General features: G+C 60.5%; 14 protein-coding genes. 6 read left to right on the forward strand and 8 right to left on the reverse strand.

Annotation, left to right across the window (positions count from 1 at the left end; genetic code table 11):
* Nucleotides 1–6: 6 nt before the first annotated feature.
* Nucleotides 7–486: a transcription elongation factor GreB gene (greB, locus tag VLJ37_11005; protein HSA60199.1), complete on the reverse strand. Its 480-nt coding sequence runs from the start codon at nt 484–486 to the stop codon at nt 7–9.
* Complete coding sequence (locus VLJ37_11010; protein ID HSA60200.1) at nt 483–962, reverse strand: hypothetical protein; 480 nt, start codon at nt 960–962, stop codon at nt 483–485. Before VLJ37_11010 ends, greB begins: the two co-directional genes overlap by 4 nt.
* Before the next feature lie 67 nt (nt 963–1,029).
* On the opposite strand from VLJ37_11010, the gene VLJ37_11015 reads away from it, so the two are divergent.
* The gene (locus VLJ37_11015) at nt 1,030–1,782 is read left to right on the forward strand and encodes a lysophospholipid acyltransferase family protein (GenBank protein ID HSA60201.1); all 753 of its coding nucleotides are present in this window, start codon (nt 1,030–1,032) and stop codon (nt 1,780–1,782) included.
* 51 nt (nt 1,783–1,833) lie between these two features.
* A complete protein-coding gene (locus tag VLJ37_11020) occupies nt 1,834–2,244 on the forward strand; it encodes a peptide chain release factor-like protein (protein ID HSA60202.1) in 411 nt (136 codons plus the stop codon).
* Here the strand turns inward: VLJ37_11020 and VLJ37_11025 are convergent.
* Both VLJ37_11025 and VLJ37_11030 read right to left on the reverse strand, forming a co-directional pair.
* Entirely contained in the window at nt 2,234–3,163 is a 930-nt protein-coding gene (locus VLJ37_11025; protein HSA60203.1) for a stomatin-like protein, read from the reverse strand. The two genes, VLJ37_11020 and VLJ37_11025, sit on opposite strands and share 11 nt — an antisense overlap.
* A 21-nt stretch (nt 3,164–3,184) precedes the next feature.
* Nucleotides 3,185–3,625: an NfeD family protein gene (locus tag VLJ37_11030; protein ID HSA60204.1), complete on the reverse strand. Its 441-nt coding sequence runs from the start codon at nt 3,623–3,625 to the stop codon at nt 3,185–3,187.
* A gap of 185 nt (nt 3,626–3,810) precedes the next feature.
* Here VLJ37_11030 and VLJ37_11035 point away from each other — a divergent pair, with 185 nt between their 5' ends.
* Nucleotides 3,811–4,656, forward strand: coding sequence for a TIGR02147 family protein (locus tag VLJ37_11035; GenBank protein HSA60205.1), 846 nt, complete (start codon nt 3,811–3,813; stop codon nt 4,654–4,656).
* 7 nt (nt 4,657–4,663) lie between these two features.
* A complete protein-coding gene (locus VLJ37_11040) occupies nt 4,664–5,707 on the forward strand; it encodes an Ig-like domain-containing protein (protein HSA60206.1) in 1,044 nt (347 codons plus the stop codon).
* A 15-nt stretch (nt 5,708–5,722) separates the two neighbouring features.
* Here VLJ37_11040 and VLJ37_11045 read toward each other — a convergent pair whose 3' ends face one another.
* From VLJ37_11045 to VLJ37_11055, 3 genes are read right to left on the reverse strand one after another with little or no spacing between them, the layout of a single operon-like run.
* Complete coding sequence (locus tag VLJ37_11045) at nt 5,723–6,394, reverse strand: hypothetical protein (GenBank protein ID HSA60207.1); 672 nt, start codon at nt 6,392–6,394, stop codon at nt 5,723–5,725.
* A gap of 14 nt (nt 6,395–6,408) precedes the next feature.
* Nucleotides 6,409–8,391 carry a HAMP domain-containing sensor histidine kinase gene (locus VLJ37_11050; GenBank protein HSA60208.1) on the reverse strand — a complete coding sequence of 661 codons (1,983 nt, stop codon included), beginning with the start codon at nt 8,389–8,391 and terminating at the stop codon, nt 6,409–6,411.
* A complete protein-coding gene (locus VLJ37_11055) occupies nt 8,388–9,080 on the reverse strand; it encodes a response regulator transcription factor (protein HSA60209.1) in 693 nt (230 codons plus the stop codon). Before VLJ37_11055 ends, VLJ37_11050 begins: the two co-directional genes overlap by 4 nt.
* Before the next feature lie 133 nt (nt 9,081–9,213).
* Here VLJ37_11055 and VLJ37_11060 point away from each other — a divergent pair, with 133 nt between their 5' ends.
* Complete coding sequence (locus VLJ37_11060; GenBank protein ID HSA60210.1) at nt 9,214–10,695, forward strand: VWA domain-containing protein; 1,482 nt, start codon at nt 9,214–9,216, stop codon at nt 10,693–10,695.
* Nucleotides 10,696–10,704: 9 nt separating this feature from the next.
* Entirely contained in the window at nt 10,705–11,325 is a 621-nt protein-coding gene (locus tag VLJ37_11065) for a PspA/IM30 family protein (protein HSA60211.1), read from the forward strand.
* A gap of 197 nt (nt 11,326–11,522) precedes the next feature.
* Here the strand turns inward: VLJ37_11065 and VLJ37_11070 are convergent, their stop codons facing one another.
* Entirely contained in the window at nt 11,523–11,996 is a 474-nt protein-coding gene (locus VLJ37_11070) for a hypothetical protein (GenBank protein ID HSA60212.1), read from the reverse strand.
* Nucleotides 11,997–12,005 lie beyond the last annotated feature (9 nt).

Genomic DNA, 12,005 nt, shown 5'->3' on the forward strand with positions numbered 1-12,005 from the left:
GGCGGGTCAGACCACCGCCTCATACCGGATGTCGACGATCTCCAACTCCCGAAGCCCCTTGGGCGAGCGGAACTCGACGACATCGCCGGCCTTTTTTTTCAAGAGGGCAGAAGCGAGGGGGGAGACCCAGCTGACGCGGTTCCTCCCCAGGTCGATCTCGTCGGCGCCGACGATGGTGTAGGTTTTCTCCTCGCCGTCCTCGTCCCGCACCGTCACCGTCGCCCCGAAGAAGACCCGTTCCGAGGGGTTTTGGGCCGGATCGACGACCTCCGCCGCATCGATCCGCTTGGTCAGAAAACGCACGCGGCTGTCGATTTGACGAAGGCGCCGCTTGCCGTAGGTGTAGTCGGCGTTCTCGGAGCGGTCCCCGTTGCCGGCCGCCCAGGCGATCACCTCGCAGAGTTTCGGGCGTTCGTCGTTCAGGAGGCGGTTCAGCTCGTCTTGAAGCTTCTTGAAGCCGGCGGGCGTGATGTAGTTCTTGCTCAATCTTTTTTCTTGTCCTTTTCGGCCATGATCTTGAACTTGCCGAAGGAGAATCCCAGGTCCCAGCCCTTGCCGGTCCCGGAGAGGGTGAGGAGGATGTCGCCGTTCCAAAGGGCCTTGGCGTTCGCCGAACTCGAGGCGCCGGCGTGGGCCTCGCTCTCCGCGTAACCGCCGAAAAGCTCTTTGATGTCCTTGACCTTGGAGAAAGTGCCGTCGCCTTCGATCTGGCTCTCCCCAAAGGTCACACCGCCGCCGTGGGTGCGAATCTTGACGCGCGAAGACTGGCCGTTATCGCAGGTAATGGTCCCCTGTCCCTTGCCCGACTTATAAAAGACCGACCAGCTCTTGAGGCTGAATGACAGACGGCAAGCGGTTTTGCCGTCGTCGGACCCTTTCTTTTCAGCGGCCAATTCATGGAAGGGGACCACGGCGCAGAATACCGCCGCCAGTCCCGCTGCGAAAAAAACTCTTGTTTTCATATCGTCTCCCCAATCGAGAAAGTACTGGAAATGACAAAACGGGGCAAGTAAAACGCTGACTCCGGAAATGCTTCGAATCCTCGCTCAGGTGGGAGTCGTCACGATCAACGTCCTGTTATGGGCCTGGTTCATCCTCTCGTCCGCCGTCTTCTTCCTGGGGGCCGTCCTCCTCCGGATCGTCACGTGGCCCTTTGATCCGAACCTCAGGATTCTCCACCAATATTCGTGTTTCTGGGCCGCCATGTACATTTGGACCAATCCCTTTTGGTCCGTAACCCGCAGGGGCCTCCGGAACGCGGACCCGAAGAAGGCCTACGTGATCGTTTCCAACCACCAGTCGATAGCGGACATCGTCGTCGTCTTCGCCACCTTCCTGCACTTCAAGTGGGTCTCAAAAAAATCTCTCTTCAACGCGCCTTTCATCGGCTGGAACATGCGCCTGAACGGCTACGTCCCCATCGACCGCGGCAACGACGAAAGCCGCGAAAAGTGCCTCTCCCGATGCCGGGAATGGCTCGCCAAGGGGTCCTCGATGCTTTTCTTCCCGGAAGGGACGCGTTCCCCGGACGGCAAGAAGATGCTCCCCTTCAAGATCGGCGCCTTTCGCCTGGCGGTCGAGTCGGGACATGACGTCCTGCCCCTCGTTATCAGAGGGTCGGTCAACGCCATCCCGAAGAACTCGCGCCTCCTGCACCGGAAGGCCCGCATGAGCGTGGAGGTCCTCCCTCCGGTCTCCGTCGACTCGTTCCGGGGCAATCCCTCGGGCGTCGAATCGCTCATGAATCACGTCCGCATTCAGATGGCGCGGAAACTGGGTTGACCATCCAGCTTCCCGCTGGACAGCGCTCGCTTCGGCTCGTAAAGGAAGCTAGTGCCGCTCTTCCCCGTTTCTTCGGAAAAGCAAAGGCAGCTCGAGGAGCGGATGGCCCGCCTGGGCATCCGCGAGGCCGATCTTCTGGAAGACTTCGTGAAGGGGAGCGGGGCGGGGGGGCAGAAGATCAACAAAACGTCCATGGCCGTTTCGATCCGCCACACGCCGTCCGGGATCATCGTTCGGTGCCAGGAATCCCGCAGCCAGGCGTTGAACCGTTTCTTCGCGCGCCGGCTCCTTTGCGAAAAGCTCGAGCGGAAGGTCCTGGGCCTTCAGTCGGAAGAAAAGCAGCGGATCGAGAAGGCACGCCGTCAAAAGCGGAAGCGCTCAAGGCGAGCCAAAGAGAAGATGCGCGCCAACAAGAAGCACCACTCCGAGAAGAAGGCCATGCGGGGACGCATCATTCTTTAGCCACCTTACCCACCCTGGCGTTATCGAACACCGAAAACGCCGTGGCCAGCATCCCGCTCATCTCGCTCGCGTTGGCGGGAACGATCATGGTCGTGGTCTGGCGTGCGAGCTGGCCGAATTGTTTCACGTACTCTTCGGCCACGCGAAGCTTCGCGGCGTCGGAGCCTCCGGGAGCCTTGAGGACGTCGGAAACCATCTTGAGCCCGTCGGCGGTCGCCTTGGCGACGGCCAGGATCGCAGCCGCCCGCCCTTCGGCCTCGTTGATCTGCTGCTGCCGGTTGGCCTCGGAATTCTTGATCGTTTCCTGCTTCACACCCTCGGCGCGGTTGATCTTCGAGTCGCGCTCTCCTTCGGAGGTCAGAATGACGGCGCGCTTCTCCCGTTCCGCCCGCATCTGCTTTTCCATCGCGGCCAATACGTCCTGCGGAGGGGTGATCGACTTGATCTCGTAGCGGAGGACCTTCACGCCCCAAGGGTCGGTGGCCTTGTCCAGGGCCATGATGACCTGGGTGTTGATGTGTTCTCTTTCTTCGAACGTGCGGTCCAGGTCGATCTTGCCGATCTCGGAGCGAAGCGTGGTCTGGGAGAGCTGGATGATGGCGATCGCGTAATTGTGGACACCATAGGAGGCCTTCGCCGGGTCCATCACGCGATAGAAAAGAACTCCATCGACGCCCACCTGAACGTTGTCCCGCGTGATGCAGATCTGTTCCGGGATGTCCAAGACGATTTCCTTCAGGTTGTGCTTGTAGCGGACGCTCTCGATGAAAGGGAGCACGATGTGGAGACCCGCGTCCAAGGTCCGGCTGTACTTGCCCAGCCGTTCGACCACGTAAGCCGTCTGCTGGGGGACAATCCGGACCGTCCGTAGGAACATGACGACGGCGAAGATCAGGAATACGATCGCAGTAATGGTCATAGCTCTTCTCCTTAGGTGTTCTTAATGCCCTTGGGCAGGTTCGGGAAGGACGACGAGTTTAACCCCATCGGTCCTCTGTACGTATACTTTGTTTCCTTTTTTGAAATCTGAATCGGTTTCGTTCACCGCCGTCCAGGCCACGCCTTGATAGGTAACGGAGGCCGTTCCGTGCGCGGGGATATCGTCCGTGAGTATGATCACGGCGTTCTGGTCGATGGATATCCCGCTTTGGGTATGAAGGCTCTGCTTCAGTTTGTTGCGGAAAAGGAGCATGCTGCCAATGCCCAGCACGGCGAAGAGGACGATTTCCCAAGGGAGGTTGTTCAGGCCCAGGAACTTGGCGAGTGCGACCAAGAGGGCGGCGACGCCGAAGAAAAGCAGGACGAGGCTCAAGCTGAACATCTCGGCGATAATGAGCACCAGACCGGTCGCAACCCAAAAGAACGTCGGCGTCAGGTTCATCTCTCCCCCAAAGCGGGTTTTCTTATACCCAATCCCCCGCCAAGAGGAAACCAAATTCCATTCCCGTATTCATGTGTATTCGAAACTTGACCGCTGGAATTGTGCTTTTTCCCAAAAACATCTAGAAGTTAAGACACACGCTACGGGTGCGATGAAGGGCATAGGACTTTCGGAGGAGCTTAAACGTGAAAGAGAGGGGAAAGTCCGTCAATCTCTACGCCTATCTCGATTATCGGGCGTATCTCCGTGATTGGTACGAGGCGGCCAAGCGTTCGGGAAGGCCGTTCTCCTTCCGCGCCTTCTCCAAAAGGGCCGGCTTTCAGTCGCCCAATTTCTTCAAGCTCGTCATGGACGGGTCCCGGAACCTCACCGAGGACTCGCTGGCCAAGTTTGTCGTGGGCCTCAAGCTCGCCAAACCCGAGGCGGAGTTTCTTCGGAATCTTGTCTTTTTCACCCAGGCCAAGAGCCACGACGAAAAGAACCTGTTCTACAAACGCCTCCTGCAGTCGCGAGAGTTCAGCCACCTGAAATCGCTGGAAAAAAACCAATACGAGTATTATTCGACATGGTATCATCCCGTGATTCGGGAGTTGATCGCGTCCCCGGATTTTGACGGATCGGTGGAGTGGCTGGCGCGCAAGGTCCATCCGCCCATTCTGCCGGAGCAGGCCGAGCAGTCTCTCAAGCTCTTGGAAAATTTGAAGCTGATCCGCCGCGTGGGACCGCGACGTTGGAAACAAACCAGCGTGCTGGTCACGACCGGGCCGGAAGTGGCCTCGCTGATCCTGATGAACTATCACCAGACGGTGTTGGGATTGGCGCGGGAAGTCCTGCCGGTCATTCCGGCGGCGCAGCGGGACATCAGCGCGGTGACTTTGGGAATTTCAAAAGATAAGCTACCCGAACTCAAAAAAAGGATACAAGCCTTTCGCCAGGAGGTTCTAAAGTTTGTGTCCTTGGAGGAGAAGCCGGAATCGGTTGTCCTGATGAGCATTCAGCTCTTTCCGCTCACGCAACCGATCCTAAAATAGGGGCTTGATGATTAAGGCCTTCACCATCTTGGGGCGTAGCCTGATGGCTGCAGCCCTCGCCGCATTTTTGGGGGCGGGGATCGCGGGGGCGGGGGGTTGCGGCTCGGCCACCGGCGGTTCGGAGGCGGGGAATCCGAGCCGGAGCATCGTGGGCAGCCTCGCGGCCTCTCCGAACGCCGCCTTGACCGTCGGTTCGACTTCCCTGTCAAGCCAAGCCGCCTGTCCGGCGGACACGATCGTCGCCGTCGACTCCCGGAAACAAGAATGGGTTTTTCCCGTCGCCTCCGACTGTTCGTTCGAACTCGAACTTTTCTTCAACAAGGCCTATTCGATCCGGTTCCGGCTCGGGGACATCGATGTCGGATCGATGATCTTTCACAATTCGCCCGACCGCTTTCCCTCGCCCGTCATGGAGATCGCCGAGGAGAGCGTGGGCATCTCGCTCGGAACCGTCGTGGTCGACGACGGCCAATCGCTACCGGAGAATGAGCCGGCCGCCCAAAACGACGCCGATCTGGACGGGCTGCCCGACCTGGAGGACCCGGACGACGACAACGACGGCATTCTCGACATCGACGAGCCTGACTGCGACCTGGACGGCATCACCGACGATTTCGACGCCCGCAACACCGACTGCCTTCCCGTCAGCACACTGCCCGACAACACGGTGCTGGAGGTCCTGCCGCGCAATGGGTCGGGCATCACGACGCCGGAGGATGCCGTGCCCCTGGACCGGGCCGTCCAGGCGCGATTTTCCTGCAGTGTGGACGCGGCGAGCGTCAACGGCGAGACCTTCTTCGTAACGGCCAAGGATGCGCCGGACAGCGTCCTCCAATGCGGATTCGTGATCTCGGAGGAGGGGACGACGGCCACGTGCGAACCCGTTGGTCTCGTTCCCGACACCGCCTACCAGGCCACGATCCGAAGCCTCCGCTGCAAGAACGGCGCCGCCATCGCAGAGACCACCTGGGAGTGGAGGACGACGACCGTCAGCACAGCAACCCTTCCCGTCGCCGTCCCGACGGCTCCCGTCGAAAAGATCCCCGAATGATTCCTTGAAACGGGTTCAGCGCGGATCAATGCCGAAGGCGCCTATCACGAGGGTGTGGGACTCCTGGTGGAGACGGTGAGGGACAAGATCCGTCCTCTCCGGCCCGAGTTTTTCCTGCCCGAGGTAGACCCGGAGAGCGGTGACGACACCCGCACCGAGGCGGTCATCGGCATCGGCTCCAAAAACGAAATCCTCCGGGATGCCTTGGGCTGCTTCGCGCGAAAGAATGGATCGTAGCGCCTTCTTGGTCTCCAGGCCCAAAAACTGAGGAATCGCCGTCCCCCCCATGATGACGATGTTTGCTCCGGTCATCATGGCCCAACCTGCGGTCGCGGCTTGCGATTTTCCGGGTTCCCGCAGCTCCGTGACCGTCTGGCTCGCGATCTCCTCGATCCGTCCGATAAACCGGGACTCATCGGCGTTGTAGGGGGGCCCTAGCTTCCGGCTCGATCCTCGCTCCGTCGCCCGGGACTGGCGGATGAGGGTCGCATTGACCTTGTCCGGATCAACGACAAACTCCAGGGCGCCGGAAGAATCCCGCGAAACTCGGGTGATTTCAGCGAGGTGCTCACCGAACCTGACGTACGAATCGAGGCGACCGCGCGCCCATTCGACGCCCACGTAGGTCGTCGCCGTCGGGATCATGAAAACGCGGGTGATCTGGGGAAACAAAGCCGGAAGATTCATCGCCCCTCTCTACATCAAGCCGCTGGAAATTCAAGCACCACCTCAAGCCCGCCTCCCTCGCGGTTCCGGGCTCGAATCTCGGCGCCCATCGCATGGGCCAGCATCCGGCTCATCGCGAGCCCGATGCCCGTACCTTGGGTCTTGCGCGTCATCTCGTTCTCGACCCGGTAAAAATTCTCAAAAACACGCGACAGCTCCTTGTCAGGAATGCCGGGCCCGCGATCCCTCCAGAGCCAAACAACACGGTCGCCCTTCCGCTCCAGAGAGGCCTCCAGCGACTTGTCGGCTGAGCCGGAACCGAATTTGAGGCTGTTATCCAGGAGAGACAGGAAGATCTGTTTGATCGCCTCGGGGTCGTAGAGAAGGGGAGGAAGGTCCTCGTCCGCCTTCCATGACAGGGCGAAGCCTGGCCGTTCGGCGATACCTTTCAGTTCACCACACAGCTCTTTAAAATCAGCCGTTGGAACATCCTTCTTGAGATTCAACTTGTAGGTTTTCTTTTCCAGACGGGCCAATTGAAGCACATTCTCGATCAGGCGAGACAACCGCCCGCTTTCCTTGCTGATCTGGCGGTAATATTCCGATATCTTGTCCTCGTCCTTGGCCCAGCCGTCCTCCAACATTTCCGCGTACATCCGAATGGACGTCAAAGGCGTCTTGAGCTCATGGGTGACCGCCGAGACGAAGTCCTGCCGCTTTTGCGAATAAGCCACCTGGGAGGCGGCCGTGCGGTAAATAAGGTAGAGGCCGATCGTCGCGAGCAGGACAACCGCCGCGGAGAGAGCGTTCAGGAACCACCGCGTGCCGATGCGCGGCAGCACCGACGCATAAACGCCCCAGTCGAAAAGATTGAGGGGGTAACCGAGGGAACGCTTGAAAAAGGGCGGCAGGCCATACAGCGCCAAATCCACGATGCCGTATTGGGCCAAGGTCCGGTCTCCCAGCTCCAGCCGGGCCAGGGCGAATTCGGGGAGCTCGGAGTTGGCGAAACTCTGGTCCATCAGCCATGAATAGAATTTCTCGAGATCCACCGCGAACCCTTGCAGGTACTGACGGTGATCCACCCAGACCTTTCGATAGAAGAGGAGATACTGCTCGTCGACCAGACGGGCCTGAAACGGATCCGCGAGGACGGATTGGGGGAGCGTGACTTCCGGACGCCGCTCGGGCTCGGCCGGTTTCGAGGTCGCGGCTCCGGCGTAACCTTCCTGAGCGGGGGCCGAGGCTGAAACGGCGGGAGGGGAGGCCGGCGCCGGGGGAGGCGCTTCCTCCTTTTTGGGCGCCAGGGCGACCTTGGCCGATGACATCTTTCGTTTCTCCAATTGGACCGCCTGTTCCTGGATGGGATTGGGGTACACGTTCTTGGAGCGGGCGACCGACGCCTTGCCGACGCCCTGGGCCAACTCGGCCTCTGCGACGTCGCGAACGTCCTTCTGAACGTTCCCGCGATCGAAGTCGTCCATGGCCCCGGCGAGGCTCTTTTTGAGATCTCCCAATTCGACGTATCCGGGCACCCGAAACATGGCACCCTTCGGCTCCTTGCCCGCCCGCAGGGAAGAGGTCATGTCTTGCAGCTTCTGAAAGATCTCGCGCCGCCCTTGAGGCCGATGAATGAGGGAGTCCATCCCGGTGGGCCATCCTTCGGGAAGATAGGGCGTCGAAAACTCGCCGTCCGGGTCGATCTGAAAATAACCGATCAAGCCGCGCGCGTCGTCCTGGGGAAGGCGGGAGAGGGGGGAAAATCCAACGAGCTGCTTGGGGTACTTGTCGGGGGTCAAGGTGCCCCAAAAACGGTAATCGCTCCAGCGACGCCCGTCCTCGGCGGTCAGAAAATCGCTCACCGCCGCCTGCATCTGGTTGTAGACCTTCTCCGCCTGCCCCCGCCAAAGCTCCCGCTCTTCGCGACCCAGCTGGCGGTAGGAATTCCAGACGAAAAAACCCAAACTTCCCGCCAGGAGGATGAAGAAGAGGATGAATTGGAGGCGGAGACGTGTCACACGCGTCCAATTTTGTATCCTTCACCGCGGATGGTGAGGATCATCGCCGGCTCTTCGGCATTTCTTTCAACCTTACGGCGCAGTTTGGTGATGTGGATGTCGACGGTCCGCGTCTCCATGTGGGCGTTGCCGTAGCCCCAAACCTCCTTCAAAAGTTCCTGACGGCTGACGGGACGGTCGCAGCACTGGATGAGGTACCGGAGGATGTCCACCTCGCGGCGGGTCAGCTCGATCGAGCGCCCGTCGATCGTGGCCACGAGGTTTCTCGGATCAATCTCCAGCCCCTTCCAGACGACCTTTTCCTTCTCTTCCGTCAGTTTGCGGCTCCGGCGCAGGACGGCCTCCACGCGCGCCACGAGCTCGCGAACCGAGAAGGGCTTTGGGATATAATCGTCGGCGCCGAGCTTCAACCCCCGAATCACGTCCTCCTCGTCTCCCTTCGCCGTCAACATGATGATGGGCTGGGCCCGGTCGAGTTTGCGGATCTCGTTGCAAACCGCAAGCCCGTCGAGCCCCGGAAGCATAATGTCGAGGATGACCAGGTGATAGCGGCCCGACTGGGCTTTCTTCAGGCCTTCCTTGCCGTCGGAGGCCGCGTCGACGTCGTAACCGTTGTAGATGAAGACGTCGCAGAGACCTTTGCGAATCGACTCCTCATCCTCCACGATCAAAATCGAAGGTTTCGGCATGGTTAGGAAGTTACCTTAATTCCATCTCTTGAGGTTGTAAAAGGTTTGTAAAGCGATCCTTCAAGTTTTTACCGGCCTGGGCCTACCGTCCCGCGGGGATCACCGTAAGATGGCCGTCAAAAGGAGACCTCTTATGAACCCCAAATTCAATCTTCACCCCCGCCGGATCGGCCAAGCCCTTGTGGCCGTTCTTTTGGCGGGGCTCATCGTCTACGGGGCGGTCGGCCGGGCGTCGTCACATCGGGCGGCGCCGGCCGGCCCTGCGGACACCGGCTGGAAGACCCAGGGCGCGGCCGGAGGCCACGTCAAGGTCCGCTCGAACCTCTCGCAGACCAAGGTGGTCCAGGGCTCGGACGGACTGGTCTATCTCGAGGTTGATCTGGAGGCCCCGGAGGCGTCCGATCTTTCCCGCGCGCGCCGCCCAACCGACTTCGTGATCGTCCTCGACCGCAGCGGCAGCATGGCGGACTACCGCAAGATGGAGTTCGCCCAAAAGGCGATCGGGTCGCTCATCAACCAACTGAAGACGGGCGACCGGTTCGCGCTCGTGGACTTCGACAGTGTCGTCGAAACGCCGATTCCGCTGACCGAAGTCTCCGAATCCGCCAAGGACCGCTTTCGGGGCGAAGTCCTGCGGATCACGCCCAGGGACGGCACCAACCTGGGCGGCGGGCTCATCGCCGGCATCGACGCGATCCAGTCCGCCGGCCGGAGGACGGGCCATCCCGAAGGGACCGCTTCGCGAGCCCAGCGAATGATACTTCTCTCGGACGGTTTGGCCAACGAAGGCATCACGGACACGGCGGAGTTGGGACGCATCGCGGCGCGAGCGGTGAGCGGCGAGTTCGCCCTCTCCACCATCGGCGTCGGATTGGACTTCAACGAAGACCTCATGGCCTCGATCGCCGACCACGGGACCGGCAACTACACCTTCCTGGAGGACCTTTCCTCCCTCGACAAGGTCCTGGCCCAGGAGTTCTACGGGGCAAGCCGCATCTATGCGAGCCAGATCAAGGTGAAGCTGGACTTGAGTTCCGGCATCGAGGCCGTCGAGGCCTCCGGTTACCCGATTGAAAAGGAGGCGGGGGTGGCCGTCATCCGGCCAGGCCACCTTTACGCAGGACAGAAAAAGACCCTCTTCGTCACGCTCAAGCTCCCGACCGACGCCCTTTACACGAAGCCACTCGGGTCGGCGACGGTTTCCTATGCCGTGAAGGAGCAGGGCTATACCGTCCCTCTTTTCGGATCGGACCTGAAGGTCGCCTGCCTGCCGCAGGAAAAGAGGGAGGAAGCGACGGCGTCGATTGTCCCCGGCGTCTACAAGGAGGCCTGGACCAAAAACAATTACGGAAGGCTCCTGAAGGACAACGCGGACAAGGTCCGTTCCGGCGACCGGGAAGGGGCCCTGGGGACCATCAGCGCCCACCGCGCCAAGCTTGAGGAGGCCTACGCCGCGGCGCCCGTTCCGGAAATGAAGGCCCAATTGGACGACCTGAAGAAGATGGAGGACGAGGTGAGGGACGCCTTCAACGGGCCGGACGCGTCGGTGAAATCGAAACGTCTCTCGAAGGGCTACCAGTACCAGGGGATTCAACAACAGAGACAGTCAAACTAGGGAGGAATTATGTCACTTGCCTACCGAATCAAACGTCTCGTCAAGTCCGACGCCCACGCCCTCGTGGAGGGGCTCGAGGCCCCCAAGTGGGTCCTCGCCCAGGCCTTGCGCGACATGGAGGAAGAACTGGAAAAAATGGAGGCGGACCTGGGCATCCGCCGATCGCAGATCGCGAAGATGAAGGACCACCTGATCGCCAGCGAGGCGATTCTGTCGGCCCTCGAAAACGACATTGAGTTCGCCATGAGCGAGAAGAGGGAGGACATCGCCAAGAACCTCATCCGCAAACTTCTGACGGCCAAGAGCGCCCTCGAGGATCTGTCCCGGAGATCGAAGGCCTGCGAGGAGGAGCTCGTCTCCGTGGAAGAGGACTACCGGGTCAAAAAAGGGGCCTACGAAGATATCAGGGGCCGGTGCGAAATCCTCAACTTGAGCCGCATCGACGACGACGCCTTCCAAGCGGCCGCCCGCCTTGTCTCCCAGGAAGGAGGCCCGGACGTGTCGCTCGATCACCAGGTGGAGATCGAGTTCCTGCGCAGGCTTCAAAGACACAAGGAGGCCGCTTCCCGCGGCACGTCATCCAGCACGCTGGATCATGGAAGACAGGGAGGGGACCATGAGCCGTCTTAGCCTTTTCCATTTGGGAGTCTCGCTGGTGTTGGGGGCGGCGGCGGCGGCCTTTGTTCTCCCCGTCAGCCTCCCCGGGGCCATTACGGCCTTCGGCTCGGTGCAGATCCTCTTTGCACTCCGTGCTCATCGAAAATCCCGCGGAAACAGATTCCGGGAGGCTCATAAAACGGCGGAGCGCATCCTCGAGGAATGGAAATTTACTTGATGGGCAGGCCCGTGCGGACATTGAAGAGGAGCCATTGCCCGCCGGCAAGCTCCACGACGTAATGATCCTCGGGGTTCAGTCCGAGATATTGGCCCCACTGGTAGTGGGAGACGGTTTTCTTGAGCTTTGAAAAGTCGGGGATCATCTCGTTCAACCGCACCTGACGGATCAGCCTCCCCCGGTCGTAAAAGGAAAGCATGACCTGGTCCTTTTTGAAGTCGAGCGGGAGAAGATTCACGCCGTCGAAGCCGGTCACCAGGTATTCGCCGTCGTTGGAGAGGGAGGCCACACGGAACCAGCCGGGCATCGACCACAAGGGCTCCTGGATGCCCCCGGCGCGTCGGCGGTAGACGGTCGTGACGCGCTGTTCCGGATTCATTCCGGCGCAGAAAAAACCGTTCTGGGAACACACGGTCTTGAACTCGGGCGCAGGGAGGGGCTCGTCGGCACAAACCGTCGGCGCCAAAAACACGCA

The organism is bacterium (assembly GCA_035454885.1).
In the GTDB taxonomy this organism is placed as follows: Bacteria; UBA10199; UBA10199; order JACPAL01.